The sequence below is a fragment of the Chelativorans multitrophicus genome (genome assembly GCF_011317445.1).
In the GTDB taxonomy this organism is placed as follows: Bacteria; Pseudomonadota; Alphaproteobacteria; order Rhizobiales; family Rhizobiaceae; genus Chelativorans; species Chelativorans multitrophicus.
In genome coordinates, this window is sequence record NZ_JAAAPL010000001.1 from 1,323,380 (window position 1) to 1,336,532 (window position 13,153).

23 protein-coding genes and 1 pseudogene are annotated in these 13,153 nt (G+C 56.9%); 3 read left to right on the forward strand and 21 right to left on the reverse strand.

Annotated features, from left to right (window positions below):
• Positions 1-8: 8 nt before the first annotated feature.
• The 4 genes from GNP00_RS06450 to GNP00_RS06465 form a co-directional block, all read right to left on the reverse strand.
• On the reverse strand, positions 9-830 hold the full coding sequence (locus tag GNP00_RS06450; protein WP_011579573.1) for a hypothetical protein: 822 nt from the start codon (positions 828-830) through the stop codon (positions 9-11).
• On the reverse strand, positions 830-3,214 hold the full coding sequence (locus tag GNP00_RS06455) for a hypothetical protein (protein WP_011579572.1): 2,385 nt from the start codon (positions 3,212-3,214) through the stop codon (positions 830-832). Before GNP00_RS06455 ends, GNP00_RS06450 begins: the two co-directional genes overlap by 1 nt.
• Positions 3,215-3,335: 121 nt before the next feature.
• Positions 3,336-4,802 (reverse strand): phage terminase large subunit, encoded by a 1,467-nt coding sequence (gene terL, locus GNP00_RS06460; protein ID WP_011579571.1) that lies wholly within the window; start codon positions 4,800-4,802, stop codon positions 3,336-3,338.
• Positions 4,771-5,070 (reverse strand): hypothetical protein, encoded by a 300-nt coding sequence (locus GNP00_RS06465; protein WP_011579570.1) that lies wholly within the window; start codon positions 5,068-5,070, stop codon positions 4,771-4,773. The genes terL and GNP00_RS06465 overlap by 32 nt, the downstream gene beginning before the upstream one ends.
• 88 nt (positions 5,071-5,158) lie before the next feature.
• Between GNP00_RS06465 and GNP00_RS23820 the strand changes: the two genes are divergently transcribed.
• Positions 5,159-5,338 carry a YodC family protein gene (locus tag GNP00_RS23820; RefSeq protein WP_041544395.1) on the forward strand — a complete coding sequence of 60 codons (180 nt, stop codon included), beginning with the start codon at positions 5,159-5,161 and terminating at the stop codon, positions 5,336-5,338.
• A gap of 9 nt (positions 5,339-5,347) precedes the next feature.
• On the opposite strand, the gene GNP00_RS06475 is transcribed toward GNP00_RS23820, so the two are convergent.
• The 9 genes from GNP00_RS06475 to GNP00_RS06515 all read right to left on the reverse strand — a co-directional run bounded on the left by GNP00_RS06475 (position 5,348) and on the right by GNP00_RS06515 (position 8,881).
• Entirely contained in the window at positions 5,348-5,542 is a 195-nt protein-coding gene (locus GNP00_RS06475; RefSeq protein ID WP_041544394.1) for a hypothetical protein, read from the reverse strand.
• Between the two features lie 10 nt (positions 5,543-5,552).
• Positions 5,553-5,780, reverse strand: coding sequence for a hypothetical protein (locus GNP00_RS06480; RefSeq protein WP_049764602.1), 228 nt, complete (start codon positions 5,778-5,780; stop codon positions 5,553-5,555).
• A gap of 514 nt (positions 5,781-6,294) precedes the next feature.
• Positions 6,295-6,492 (reverse strand): hypothetical protein, encoded by a 198-nt coding sequence (locus GNP00_RS23290; protein WP_246263706.1) that lies wholly within the window; start codon positions 6,490-6,492, stop codon positions 6,295-6,297.
• A gap of 380 nt (positions 6,493-6,872) precedes the next feature.
• Positions 6,873-7,124, reverse strand: a complete 252-nt coding sequence (locus GNP00_RS06490; protein WP_157038003.1) for a hypothetical protein — start codon at positions 7,122-7,124, stop codon at positions 6,873-6,875.
• 168 nt (positions 7,125-7,292) lie between these two features.
• Entirely contained in the window at positions 7,293-7,712 is a 420-nt protein-coding gene (locus GNP00_RS06495) for a hypothetical protein (protein ID WP_011579566.1), read from the reverse strand.
• Positions 7,633-7,992: a hypothetical protein gene (locus GNP00_RS06500; protein ID WP_157038002.1), complete on the reverse strand. Its 360-nt coding sequence runs from the start codon at positions 7,990-7,992 to the stop codon at positions 7,633-7,635. Before GNP00_RS06500 ends, GNP00_RS06495 begins: the two co-directional genes overlap by 80 nt.
• Positions 7,989-8,168: a hypothetical protein gene (locus GNP00_RS06505; RefSeq protein WP_041544391.1), complete on the reverse strand. Its 180-nt coding sequence runs from the start codon at positions 8,166-8,168 to the stop codon at positions 7,989-7,991. The genes GNP00_RS06500 and GNP00_RS06505 overlap by 4 nt, the downstream gene beginning before the upstream one ends.
• 222 nt (positions 8,169-8,390) lie before the next feature.
• On the reverse strand, positions 8,391-8,585 hold the full coding sequence (locus GNP00_RS06510) for a hypothetical protein (protein ID WP_041544390.1): 195 nt from the start codon (positions 8,583-8,585) through the stop codon (positions 8,391-8,393).
• The gene (locus GNP00_RS06515) at positions 8,582-8,881 is read right to left on the reverse strand and encodes a hypothetical protein (RefSeq protein ID WP_041544389.1); all 300 of its coding nucleotides are present in this window, start codon (positions 8,879-8,881) and stop codon (positions 8,582-8,584) included. The genes GNP00_RS06510 and GNP00_RS06515 overlap by 4 nt, the downstream gene beginning before the upstream one ends.
• A gap of 35 nt (positions 8,882-8,916) precedes the next feature.
• Here GNP00_RS06515 and GNP00_RS23825 point away from each other — a divergent pair, with 35 nt between their 5' ends.
• A complete protein-coding gene (locus tag GNP00_RS23825) occupies positions 8,917-9,171 on the forward strand; it encodes a DUF982 domain-containing protein (RefSeq protein WP_083764404.1) in 255 nt (84 codons plus the stop codon).
• 221 nt (positions 9,172-9,392) lie between these two features.
• On the opposite strand, the gene GNP00_RS23295 is transcribed toward GNP00_RS23825, so the two are convergent.
• The 7 genes and pseudogenes from GNP00_RS23295 to GNP00_RS06550 form a co-directional block, all read right to left on the reverse strand.
• Entirely contained in the window at positions 9,393-9,686 is a 294-nt protein-coding gene (locus GNP00_RS23295) for a hypothetical protein (protein ID WP_246259192.1), read from the reverse strand.
• Positions 9,687-9,692: 6 nt separating this feature from the next.
• Positions 9,693-9,917: pseudogene (locus GNP00_RS23830) on the reverse strand (GIY-YIG nuclease family protein); the annotation flags it as partial.
• On the reverse strand, positions 9,914-10,288 hold the full coding sequence (locus GNP00_RS06530; protein WP_011579562.1) for a hypothetical protein: 375 nt from the start codon (positions 10,286-10,288) through the stop codon (positions 9,914-9,916). The gene GNP00_RS06530 and the pseudogene GNP00_RS23830, both read right to left, overlap by 4 nt.
• A gap of 289 nt (positions 10,289-10,577) precedes the next feature.
• The gene (locus GNP00_RS06535) at positions 10,578-10,841 is read right to left on the reverse strand and encodes a hypothetical protein (RefSeq protein WP_157038001.1); all 264 of its coding nucleotides are present in this window, start codon (positions 10,839-10,841) and stop codon (positions 10,578-10,580) included.
• Positions 10,842-11,133: 292 nt separating this feature from the next.
• Positions 11,134-11,400, reverse strand: a complete 267-nt coding sequence (locus GNP00_RS06540; protein ID WP_011579560.1) for a hypothetical protein — start codon at positions 11,398-11,400, stop codon at positions 11,134-11,136.
• Positions 11,397-11,756: a hypothetical protein gene (locus GNP00_RS06545; protein ID WP_041544388.1), complete on the reverse strand. Its 360-nt coding sequence runs from the start codon at positions 11,754-11,756 to the stop codon at positions 11,397-11,399. Before GNP00_RS06545 ends, GNP00_RS06540 begins: the two co-directional genes overlap by 4 nt.
• Positions 11,753-11,971 carry a hypothetical protein gene (locus GNP00_RS06550; RefSeq protein WP_041544386.1) on the reverse strand — a complete coding sequence of 73 codons (219 nt, stop codon included), beginning with the start codon at positions 11,969-11,971 and terminating at the stop codon, positions 11,753-11,755. The genes GNP00_RS06545 and GNP00_RS06550 overlap by 4 nt, the downstream gene beginning before the upstream one ends.
• A gap of 84 nt (positions 11,972-12,055) precedes the next feature.
• On the opposite strand from GNP00_RS06550, the gene GNP00_RS06555 reads away from it, so the two are divergent.
• Positions 12,056-12,712: a LexA family protein gene (locus GNP00_RS06555; RefSeq protein ID WP_011579558.1), complete on the forward strand. Its 657-nt coding sequence runs from the start codon at positions 12,056-12,058 to the stop codon at positions 12,710-12,712.
• Between the two features lie 112 nt (positions 12,713-12,824).
• On the opposite strand, the gene GNP00_RS23835 is transcribed toward GNP00_RS06555, so the two are convergent.
• A complete protein-coding gene (locus GNP00_RS23835) occupies positions 12,825-13,139 on the reverse strand; it encodes a hypothetical protein (RefSeq protein ID WP_041544384.1) in 315 nt (104 codons plus the stop codon).
• Positions 13,140-13,153: the final 14 nt, after the last annotated feature.

Here is a 13,153-nt window from a genome sequence, read left to right on the forward strand (position 1 = left end):
TATTTCTCCTAGCTGAGTGTAATTCCGGTTATGACGCCGTTCGCCACAGTGAGCGTGGCCGTATCCGTGTATGTCCCCGTCACCGGGATCTGGAGCGCCTGCTGGTCGTGCGCTATGCAGCGGTTCGGGGCCAAAAGCGCGTGCAGAACAACATGGTTGTCCACCACCACTACGGCATCCTCATTGGAGCCGCCCATATCGATAACCGGGATGGTATCGGACGTTTCGACAATGGCGTCTGTCGCATCCGTCAATGGAAAGGCTTGCCATTCGCCTTGATCCACGGCGATTGTTGCGCCTACGGTTTTGCCACCTGCCGTGATCGAAACAGGAGCCGCATTGATGGCGATTTTCGTGGTGGAGTTGGCAAGCTGCACGCCAGGTTCGTTATTCGACACACGAGCAATGACCGCTACCGCACCCTGGCCGGAGCCGTAGTTCGCAATATCGAAATTGCCTACGCCATCTTGAATGACCGCGTAATTTTGAGGGAGAAGCACGCCGACAAGGTTTCCATCGGCCACGCGCGCGACGGTCGATGCAAGAATGGTATTGCCGTCATGGCTATCGAGATTGACGGGTTCGCCGTCTTCAAGAGGTGTGCCAGAACCACCACCTGGCCAGTCAACGGTGACATTGCCGTTAGCATCTATGTGGATAGTGCCATTACCAAGGCTGTTACCGCTGCCATCCTCCATGGCGACTGTCTGGCCGTCCTGAACGGCTGCAGCACCGTTACCGCCAACAATGGTGACGGGAATACCAAGAGCGCCGGGAGAGACTGGAGAGCCGTTTGGAACAATGACGACCGGGATTCCACCTACAGCCATTATTCGGCTCCCTCACGTTCTGCTTGCCGTTCAGCAAGGCTCATCTGCCGATCACTGCTGCGCTCGGTGAAATCCTGCTGCCTGTCGGCTCTCTGACCGTCTTGTGCGCGAAAGGCCGCTTCACGCTCGGCGTTCTCCGCCTGCATGGCTTGATCAGTGGCGCGCATCTGCACTTCAGTCGTGGCCTTGAAGTCCTCGCGGTCTTCCTTGCGCGTCTGGTTCTGAGCGTCGACGCCCATTTTCCGTATTTCCGCCATAATCTTATCAATGCGGGCCGCCGTCTCCTTGAGTTTGCCCTGAGTATCGGCAATCTCCAGTTGGAAGCGCTCGCGATCCTGCTGGGCCTCAACCGCAGCGGCTTGCTGCTTCTGCTGAAGCTCAAAAGTCTTTAGCTGCGTGTCTGCATCGACCTTCTTAATAGCCGCTTGCGCCTTTCCAAGCTCCGCTTCGGCAATCTTGGCGTTGGCCTCTGCTATGGCCTTCTCAGCCTCGCCGCCCTCCCCGCCCTGAACCGCTTGGGCCATCTGCGGAGCGGAATCGATGAACTCATCAATGACGCTGTTAAGCTCACGACCAACGCGATATGGCTGGAGCACGAACTTAAGCACCTCACCTGCCAATTTCGCGGCGGGCTCACCCATGCCAGCCAACGCAATCAGGCCCCGGGACGCGCCGGTAAAGACTGTCAGGAATTCATTGCGCTGCTGCTTCTCCTGAAGCTCGTCGGTAAGAATGGTGCTGTCCGTCGCCACCTCGAAGGCGAAGCCGCGCGCCTTGTCATTGCGAAGCAGATCCATCACGTCTTCGATAGGCACCTGTTCACTGGCTTCCTTCAGCATCGGGCCATACTTCCCGACGATTTGCTGCTGAGCCTGCTGAAGCTGCTGCTTGGTCTGATTGGGGTCGGGCTGCTGACCGGACTGCTGGGCTTGCTGCATGGCCTGTCTGGCCTGTTCACCCAGCTTGTTCATTTCTTCTTCGGCAGCGTTCTCGATTTCCTGAACGCGCTTCTCGATATCATCCTTTGTCGGAATCTCCATCTGGCTCATTTCGAGCAGGGTATCCCGGCTGAAGTTGTCCGCCATGATCTCAGCGGCGATCTGCGTCACATCGCGGGCAATGCGCTGAAGCTCGTCAATCTTCTCGCGAACACGTACGCTCCCATACTGGCTTTTGAGCTGCTGGGCACCAAGCGTCTCATCCGCTTCGGTCTCGCCGCGCATGATGTCGGAAATGCCGGAAAGACGGTCGTAATCGGAGAAAAGCTCCCTTCTGGCCTCAATAAGCCCCTGAATGGCCTGAGCCAGTTCAGCAAGGGGCATCCACTGGACGAAATCCCCAGTGCCCGAGGTTAATGCAGCCTGAGGGACAGGGACCAGCATGGCTGTGTCGCTATCATTGCGCAGCAGCTCCTCTACCGTGTCTCCAACGTCACCACCTGCCGGGATAAGGCCCTTCATGCGGACCATATCAAGCAATGCGTAGATGCGCCGCGTCAGACTGTCGATTTTCTTGAAGTGACCTGCATACCGAAGATAATCCGGTACTGGAACAAGTGTGCGAGGCCGCAGTGTGCCATAGGCTGGCCTGGGGCAAGGAAAGAAGCCGCGAAGCTTCAGGTGCGGCTCGCCCTCGTCCAACATGACGGAAACGCCTTCCGCCACCCAATAGACGCGGTTATCGCGCTTGTGCCAGACCTCCCAGACACCAGCCTTCTTGCTGTGGTCTGCCCCGCCGTCATCGTCACGCTGCTGAGGGCTGGGTGTTGCCAGTTTCGCATCCATATAGGCATCGCCGGATGTCTTACGGAAACGCTTGCGCATCTCCGATTTGGTCATCCAGGCTCGTTTCGCGACCCAAGGCACCTCAGACCATTTGCGCGCCGGAGGATGTAGGAAGTCCTTGCGGTCTACGTGATCGACAACAACGCGCTGACCGCCGCCCTTCTCGTCGGTCTCATAGGTGAGCCATAGCTGACCGCGATTGTAGAAAATCAGGTCATCCCGGGTGCAGCACATCGCCTCGTCAATGCACGTGCGGTCAAAGCCCGATATGACAGACCGCTCCAGAAGCTCAGCCGTGACGTTCTGAAGCTTGCGCCGGTCCTTAAACTGTGGCGAGACGACAGGAACAGGAGGCCGCGCATAGACTGCGGGCTTCATAATCTCCATGGACGCCCAGAACAAATCATAGTCCGGGTCTATCCAGTCTTCGCTATAAAGCTCACGCCGCGAATAGATGTCGTCAATGCGGTCGCAAAGTGCCTGCCAGTCGTTAAGGGCGCGCTCTGCCTTCTTGATCGCCGCCAGAACACGCGCGGACGACTTAGGGTCGTTCTCGACCTCAAGCGTATCGGCGTATTCTGTTTCGAGAGCGTCAGCCATCGCTATTTACGGGCTCCGATTGCCACTGCGATGGCAAGAAAAGGCATCACGACAATCCAAAGCAGGATCACGCTGCCGCAAAATGTCCAGAAGGACGAGAAGACAAAGTTCAGAAGTTCCATTATCGTCTCCTCTGCCCCGGTAGCGGTGGCGCAAGCACCTTACCGTCATCGAATGCATAGACAGGCTTGGGCTTCTCTGCCTTGGGCTTGCTGCCGTTACTCATGCGATCGATCAATTGCCCCACGAGCCCGAGCGCGTCGGCCTGATCGTCATGGACGCCAACCGGAAAACTCATAAGCTCCGAAATCAGGTCGGACAGAAACGGCGCGTCCTTGTGGACGTACAACCCGTTCATCGCCATGCGGCCACGAATTGATTGCGCCCTGATTGCCTTGTCGCCCCGCGTGGCGAAACTCTCGCGAGCGACATATGCAGCTCGCTCCAGCATACGTTTAACGAGGAATGGCCCAACGCCGCTTTTGATCTGGCCTGTCTCTTCCGCCCAGCCAACGGGCTTCCATTTCAGGACCAGATCGCAGAACGCCTCTACCCATACATCCGACGAGGCTTGCCCGCGCCACAGGTCGAGCAAATACATGCGGCCTTCTGGATCGAGCCCAATCACCACGTGCACGGTGAAGTCGCCGCCATCTGCTGTGACGGCATAGTCAGAACCGCCATAGATCAGCATCTGATCGCGTGGCGGCAGCTTATCGACGGTGTGAACCCATTCGCGCTTGAAATAGTCGCCCGTCTCGGGGCTTGGCCGCTGCTGATAGAGCGCCGACCAGTCACGCGGCGGAAGGGCGCGCTTTATGCGCTCCAATGCCTCGATGTCGTATTGTTCGGGCCATAGGGCCTCTCCATCATCGCTGATGGCCGGAAGATCTAGAACTGTCCAGTTTTCGTGACCATGCTCCGAAAGGAGCCAGCCAGCCAGATCGTCCTCGTGCCACCGCGTCTGGATGATGACGATGCGGCCACCCGGCATTAGGCGCGTGTAGGCGGTCGACGTGTACCAGTCCTTGGTCTTCTTGCGGATTACCTCGGATTCCGCGTCTTCCCGGTTTTTAACCGGATCATCAATGAGCAGCAGATGAGCCCCACGACCGGTGAGTGGTCCACCCACGCCGACAGCGTAGAACGCACCGCGTTGCGTAGTGCCGTGCTCGTAGCCGCCGAACTGCCCATCTATGTGAAACCGCTTGGCGCTTTTGCTATCGTCAGCCAGCCCGACGCCGGGAAACACAGCCCGAAAATAATCGTCCTCGATCTGGTTCTTGACCTTGCGCCCGAAATCGTCGGCCAGTTCCTGTGCATAGGTGGCCGTGACAACGTAATGATCAGGGTTGCGACCAAGATACCAAGCCGGGAAGAACTCCGACGCCAGCATGGATTTGCCATGGCGCGGCGGCATCGTGATCATAAGGCGCTTGATCTCGCCCCGCTCTACAGCCTCCAGATGGCGCGCGATAAGCCTATGGTGCGCCGCGTCCCGATAGCCAGGCCATTGATATGCCGCATATGCAATGAGCCGGGAAAAGGCGAGGTCTTCAAGTGTCGGCGCGTAGAGCGGCTTCGACAATTGCGTCTCTCTCTTCCTTCGTGCGTGTGGTGACGTTCAGATCGCCGCGATGCTCAATGCTCGAAAGCTTGGCATGGACATACGGCGCTGCCTTCTCAGCAGCCCACATGCGGTCCTTGATGTCTGCCCCGTCATTGCGAAGCACCTGAAGCATAAACTCCAGCGGCGTAATGCCATCAGTGGCCGCTTTGTCCGCTATCTCTCTCGTGCGCTTGGTTACAGCACCAGCCGGTCGGCCAGCGCCCTCGCGCTTACCGCCACGAGCCATGTTTGATTTCCTTTGATTTAATTCAGGGAAGCTTGCCGAATCGGATGGTTGTTTGCTTTAGTCGGGCTTCAATCAATGGAGGTGAGAAATGGAATTCAAAGTGGGTGATGTCGTAGAGCTTAATTCTGGCGGTCCAAATATGACCGTCGAGAGTCGCCAGAACGGAGACGAGTGGTGGTGTGTTTGGTTTAATTCCATCGGCCCTAACGCACACGAAAAGAAAGGAAGCTCCTTTAAAGGCGAAACTCTCAAGAGAGTTGACCGTTAACTCCCTCAGCTACTTGCTTGGGAACCGAACGAACCCAATCGGCTGCATCTTCCGGCGAGCCATGATCTTGTCGCCGTTCTGATCAACGACGCCCGTGTCAATCAGCTCGTATTCCTCGTAGACCGTCTTGGCGAGGTAGTGTTCGCCGTCCGGTTCCCCGTCGATGTCTGCCGAGCGGCGCTTGATGAAATATTCGCGGGGCATTGAACACCTCCTACTTGCGCATCAGTTGCGGGAAGCAGATCGGGTCAAACCAGCTCTTGCCGTCCTTCATCGCGCGCCACGGATTGCCGTATTGTTTCGGGCTGGGAAGATCCTCACCCGATATAAGAGCAGTAGAGACAGCACGACGCTCACGCCGATGCTCGCTGCGCTTGAACCACTTGTCGCTTTCTGCCTTGGTTATGCCGCTGATCGGCGTCTTGCGTCTGGAGCGGGACATGAGATGCTCCGAATAGGTCTGCCCGCACTCGCCAGACGCCTGAGAGATAATATCTTCTGTGCTGTTGCGTGGGAGGCGGGCAAGCTGTGATGGGGTAGGACAGGCTGGCAGAGCCATTTAAGAGCCGAGACTCACCCAATCCTACCTGTGTGCGAGGGGCGAAATCCGCAACCGTCTTACCTAGCGCATTCGCGCGGCCCAGGGGCCTTTTCGGTAAGCAACCTCGCAAGCTGTGAATTGATTGAGGCCGCACCGGGCTTGTATCCGATACGGCCTCTGGCGACCCCTGGCAGGGGAATGGTCGGGCTAACTCACGCGGGAGGTCCAGTTAGTGGCAGGAATGGCATCCGGCCTCTCCCTCAGCGATTAAGCGCGCCTCGCTGGGAGCGCCCGATCTGAAAATTCAGGCAATATTTTGCCATGCGCGGAGTGGTGAAGTTCCCCGCTGTGCGCCGGGACGAATCCCCGTCGCGCAAATCACCATTCCAATCATTACGGGAAAGTAACGACTCTGTCAAGCGGCAACCACATCCAGAGATACCACCAAATCATCGGCACGCTCCAGCTTTTCCACAATCTTCTTCAAGCGAGCGTCTTTCTTGGATTTGATGCGGATCGTCTTACGCGCTACCCGAGCATCCCTGTCAAACTTTTCTTCCGCTATCGCTTCCATCGAACGAAGCGTGAGAATGTCGAGCAAGTCTATTTCCATGGGCCTTCCGCAAATGCCCACTATACTGTGAACGCCGGGAACAGGCTCCAGCGCTCTGAAGTCCACCGGCCCTTTGACGAAAACGTACCCTACCAGCATGGCAAAGCGGCGCGCTTTCCAGAGATCGGTGTGCTTGCGATCCCGAACGAGACGCCGTTCCGCTGGCATGTAATGTACATAGCCCGCCTCACTCAACGCTCGCTCGACTGCTGACATATTCGGATTGAGGCTCGGAACGATGCGGTAACCTTTACCCCGTGGCCGTCCATCTTTGCCGAGAGATGTGGGCTCAACTGCATATTCTCTCTGCGGTTTCTGTGCTCCCGGCACAGTCCTGATTGCATACCAAGTCATCTTTCCCCGCCGCTTGGTTGATGATGCTACTTGCCGTGAATAATGCTCACATACGGGACAGTGACTTTCCCCTTCTCCTGATAAGCCTTGATGCCCATTTCCCGTCCTACCGCTGACTTGAGAGGCACGATCTCAGGCTTCGACCTTCCAAAGCTCACATGTATGATCTGCGCTGTGTGCTGGAACTCACGCAGCCTTTTGGCCGCAATCTTCGCCTGTCGCTCCAGCCTGCGCTTTTCCAACCAACGGGCTTGTGCGAGAACGTATTCCAAGCTCACGCCCCAATCCTGCGCAATCTCGCTTGGTCTCGCTCCCGCGAAATAGGCTCGGGCTATTGCGTGTCTCGCCATCGGGTTTAGTTTTGCTGACGGCATTTCTTACCTCTTGCGTTTCCCAGTTCCCCCAATCTGCTGTTGCGATTTCCCACAACTCAGGGGTCCATTCATTCAGTCGACATCCCTCACAGGGATGCCAAATTCTTCCGACAGGCTTTCCCATGAACGCCTCCCATGCAGTGCGTCGGTGAATGCCTGCATCTTCTCTTTGCTGACGCGCGGCGAGTATGGCTTGGGGATTTGCCGCTCCGGCGCGATACGCGACGCATTGAGCCAATCGAGATGGCTTTGCCGCTCTTTCACGGATTGAGTGAATTGCGCCGTTGAAGGCGCGAACCGGGCATCGTGCCCGACAATTTCGCCGCGCCGATATCGAAGGCAGGTTTCCTCCACAGCCTCAGGCGAGAATTGGTCGATGCACTCCAGGAAGCTTGCCAACTGAACCTCAGCATCAGTGCCGTGCTGTAGAGGAAATGAATTGAGCATGATCGATATGGCCTTGGCCGCGCGGATCTTGTCCTTCGCGTTCATGGTCGCGCTCCAGTCTGGCTATGATGGATTGGGCTGCTGAGATTGTATTGCTCGGGCGCGGCGCTTCTATCTCGTCTTCCCAACGGCCCTGATGTAGCCACGTGCTAGCGTGGGGGATGAATTGAGGCTCCCTACGAACCAAGGTCGGCAGTTGACGCTCTAGTCCGGCGATGATTTCTGCCGGGTCGGTCCCTGCCCGCAATTCCTTGTCCCATGCCTTTTGGGCCGTGCGCTTGGCGACCTTGCGAGGATAGAGACTCCAGAAACGTTCGAAGTTCATCCCGACACCTCCTCTTTGAGGGCGGCACCGATCTCCTCCGCAGCATGGATAAGCGCCGCTCCGACAACCTTGTCACCGAAAGTGCTGCTCTCGTTGAGGGCTAATTCCAACCCCTTGGCGCGCAGCCGTTTCGAAATTTGCCGTAGAACAGCCCTCGTTTCGTTTGCTTGTGTCATGCTGCTACCTCCAGTGCAGAACGTCAGCACGGCCAGCGAATACGAGCCATGCGCAGCGGAGACGATGACGAACACGGGTAATTGGCCCCGGCCAATACGATAGTGAGCGCGCGGGGAGCCAATACGGTTCACCATTCTCGTCAATCATCCCTTGTTGCACTATGGGCGACCTGCTGGCCCATGAGAGGATTTCGCGAAGTGTCATTTCCTTGGGCAAGCTCCTCATGCTGCAGCATTCCTCTTTGCGGCGCGCTCGTAGGCATCCCGCGTCTGTCTGTGCGCGGCGAGCAGCCGTTCCTGTTGTGAAAACCAACTATCGGGCCGGTCTTTCTTCAACCGGTGAAGGTCAATGAAATCCGCCAGTGAGGCACATACGCCCTGGTAAATCTCGTAGAGTTCAGCCATGGAGAACTTCATGCGGCCTCTCCACTGGCTACAGAAACAGCCCAATCCATCGCGTCCTGAGCGCTTCGGAGGATGACCACGGCAGGACCGCGCCACTTGTCCGCAAACTTCTGCTGGTTTTCGTTGAGGCGTTTGGCGTAGCCACTGTGGCCACTTTTCACCTCGACGGGCCACATACGGCCACGGAAGCCAACGAGGAGATCCACGGGCTTGTCGACGCGTTCGACACTAAAGCCGCGCCTGAGGAGGGTGGAAACGACCTCTGGTTCGGCAGCGTCTCGCTTCTTGGCGTATCGATTGAGGCTCATGCAACCTCCCCGCCCGCCACGCATTGAATCGCGTTATGCCGATTGGCTCTTGGTCCCCGCCTGTATGTGTGTTCGCCGGTAAGGCCGGGAATAAGCGTTGGGTTGTCGGAGATGCTGCCTTGGCCGCAAGGATTATGTTGCAGGAATGGCCCGCACACGCACCGAAAGGCCCCGCTAACTTGAAGGCGCGTAAAGTTCTCCTGCGATGCCTTCAGGGGAAATGCGAACCCGAACAAGCGAGACAGGCGTTTGTCGCGGCGGCTGAGGAAGCGAATATCCTTGACCATTAGAACCCCCTCGCAAGCCCGCACCAGAACGCAAAGGCCCACACGCCAAGACAGAGAACCAGCGTGGCGATGAAGCCCCAATTCGGCTTTGTTCGTCTTAAGGTCGGCATTTGTTCTCTCATTTGAACAGATTCCGGGTGTGGTGAGGGGTGAGTGGCGCTAGTCGTCCTTTAGCTCAGGACAGATCCATTCGGCCCAATCCCCCGCCCGATCACGGAGAAGGATCATTCGAGGCGACCCATCTTCAACTCAGGCATTACCCATTCAGCCGCCGAAGCAGCCCACTCCCTAAGCTCGATTGCCATCCGATGACGGCTCTCCCAATCAAGAGATTGTATGTCGAGAGCTATATCGTCTGGAATTTTCGATAGATCGGGAGCGGCATTCCAAATCGCTTCCATCGTTGGATCTTCACTAGGAATAGGGGGTGCGTCGCCGGACGGAGCCGTATCGGAACTTTTGATGTCTCCGATATGTCCTCGACGCCTTTTGGCAACCCGCTCAAGCGTCTCGACCATAGAGAGCACTTCCATGGTTGGCTCGAACCATTCCCCAACGGAATTTGACCCACTGAGGTGCTCCAAAAGGACCGCCTCAAGGTCTCTGTCTCCTGGGACTGATACAACCAACTCTATACCTTCGGGGTGCTGCTGCCGGTATTGGCGCACGCGCCCCTCAAGATTACCTGTATAGCCTAACTTCAGTAATCCATTCCCGTCCCCACGCCGTCGTATGCAATAGACCGTCATTTCAAAGACCCCTCAGCTTCCTCTCCAGCCAAAGCAGAAGCCAGGCCAGCAAGTTTCGAATTGCGCGCATCCGCTAATGCCTTTTCGTATTGGTAAGCTTTCTCTGCCGTCTCAGATGCCCTCTGGCAGGCATTGACGAGCGAAAGGAATGCTGATGCCGGGAGATCGCGCAAGCTGCGATGACGGTAGCGAAGACGGTGAAGCCATTGAGCCGGTACGCCGTAGTTGCGTGCCGCCCTATGGATTGCAGCCTCAACAGTATCCCCCGGCCCGCGATGTTCGGATCGGATGATAAAATCCGCCATCCCCCGTGCCTGACTGACAACTTCGACACTCATTTTGTCAGATCCTTCAAGACGCTTGTCGGACATTTCATTTCCTTCTTGCTACCCCTGTGTCCGTCAGGGACAGCAACTAAGCCGCAAGTGGCGGCGAATGGAGAGAACTGGTGCAAGACTTCAGCGCAGACGCTCAACGACTTTTGGCGAAGCTGGATGAGCGCACGCGCGAAAGAAACAGGGCTTGGGAGCGCCCTTATGCTCCCAAAGAATTCACAGGCGGCGCGGATAACCTCGCACTCGCGCCGAAGAGTGGGGCTGGGACCGCCGCAATGCCCAGCCCCACGCTCGGCCGCCGCGCCTGGATAGGCTGCAATGACAATCATTCGAAAACCTCGGCTATGGGAACGAGGCTTGATCCAGAATGGTATTCGGCGTGGAACCGCTGATCGCCCTCTTGGCCCCATACGATCACGACGGGGCAGTTGTCGTAGCTGCTTTCGTCCAAGAAAACGGTATGGAAAATAAGATTTTCTGGGCTATCGAGCCCTTCCAACGCGGAGGCAATGTCCTTGCGGACCAGAACCTCAAGGTCGTCGGTGGTCTCGGAGTGCCAGACGATTTCGTAATTCTCACGCCAGATCATGCGCGCCACCAATGGTCTTTAGGAGCGGTCCAGTAGGAAAACAGTGCCAGCCCGTCTTTGTCACGGTGGTTCAGTCGGTCGTGAGGAGACCTGCCTACCTTCCTGCGGACTGGCGTCACCATGGATGAGGAAGGCTGATAGATCGTGCTGCTACCCACGCGAGTGAGCGCGTCACACTCCAGTGGTGAAAGGGGGGCCGACGAGAGGCGGGAGGAGAAACACCCCTCGTCGGCTGGAGTCACCGCGCGGGAGGAAGGGACGCGGTGATTGGTGAATGAGATAATGGAGGCGCTCATGGCTCTTGCCCCTGGGATTTGGAGCGTTCGGCAAGGAGAGCGTCGGCCAGATCATATGCCTGCTTCGCCATCCATTGAGCCGCCTCTACTCCTACGGTCGCGTAGGAGAGGGCCTCACGGTTCTTTGCAATAGCGGAAAGAGCCTGCCCCGCGAACCAGTCACGAACCGTAAGCCCAGCCACCGGTACTGACTTTGTGACATCAGTCGGATGAGGCATGACACCGCAACCGAAAGCAGGCCCACCATCGTTGATCTTGGTCATGACTGGACTCCCGCCAATTTCGCGTTCACGCTCGCCAGGTCGTAGTTCTTACCGAAGGGGGATTTCTGATGAGCGATGAGGTTGTGGTTCGGAGTGGGAAGACGCTTCGCATAGGCGATATAGATTGGGTCATCGAGGAACCTGTTCACGTCGACGCCAAAATGCCCACTCTGCTCACAGAGGCGCGCGTGGTTAACGGAAGCGTTATCTACCTGTCCCTGGCCGAGACTGTCATTGATGGTGGCAATGTTCCAGAGGTTCGCATTTGCACCAGATTGAGATTGGACCTCGCCTTCGCTCAAGCACTGAGGGACAACCTGTCGGCGCGCATTGCGCCAATTCATGCGCTTGGTCATGCGGCCTCCACATGCGCCCGCTCCAACTCACGTTCCATCCATTCCATGAGCCGGTCGTACGTCTTCACGGTGAACCCGGCCCCGTTCTCGCGAACGCGCTTGAAAAATGTGTTGTCTTTGATTGCGCGCTGGCTAATCGTTTGCTCCGACATGCCCGTAAGGCTGGACAGACGTTCGGCGGTCTCGAAAAGTCGGGATCGAAGTTCCTGTTCCATAGTTGCCAGTATGCGTATTTCTACGCCTCATGCAAGCGAATTTTTACGCGTTGCCTGCATTTCTTGCGAATATAGATTCCGCGCATGCCAAAACTGACGCCGGAAAAACTGGCCGAGGCCATTCGAGATGCGGGTTTCACAGCCGCCCGGCTGTCGCGGGAAATCGGTCGCGACAAGGACTATGTGCGCGACTACCTCATTGGGCGGAAGCGCAGCCTCAAGGCTGAGGATCTGGAAAAAATTGCCGAAAAACTCGGGGGTGATCTTAACGAGCCGTCAACGTTAAAAGAGGTTGCCCTCGAAAATGATTTGTCCGAGATGCCCGTCATTGGAACGATACGCGCGGGAGCTTGGATTGAAACATACATGTTGGAGCACGATGATCAGGGGACTATCCCCGTCGCAAAAGACAGGCGATTCCTGCATGCGAAGCAATACGCATTGGCCGTGGCGGGGGATAGCATGGACCTGGAGGCACCAGATGGGTCCTTTGTGGTCTGCGTTGATTTTGGCGATAGCGGGCTGACACTCAAGCCAGGGATGCTTGTCCATGTCGAAGCCATGGAGCACGGGAAGTCCGAGACAACCCTGAAAAAGGTGTCTTTCGAGAACGGCAAGACGGTATTGCACCCCCGCAGCTCGAACCCGATTTATAAACCGCTCATTCTAGGTGGAGACGAAGCCTTCTATGTGGTGGTGAAGGGGGTCGTATTGAGCGTCTTTAACCCAAAATTCCCCTAGAGCTTACCCTTCTATCTCAGAGCCCAATAACTAGAGATAAAGAGCTTGTGTTATTCAGCTTGTGTTATTCAACGGCGGTGCACTTCCGTTAAATAACGGCGGTGCACTTCCGTTATTCATCCCACCAATACCGGAGCCAGTAATGGTTTCCGGCGTTGCGAACATGCTTAATGAGCACCCAGCGTTCGCCCTCCAATTTCTGCAAATGATCCCTGACCTGACGCCCGGATAGTCCGCACTCTTCTCCAAGCTTGTCATGGGTGGGGAACGCCGACTGCTTGCCCTCATTCATGTAAAGCGAGAGCCGCGCGCCCACGACCTTAGCGCCCGAGGGAAGATCCGAACACAGCAGGTTGCGCAGCCACACATCACGCCTGAAAGCGAATCGTCGGGCGGCAAAGGGAACGTTCTTCTTACGTTTCTTCATGCGGACTATGTAGC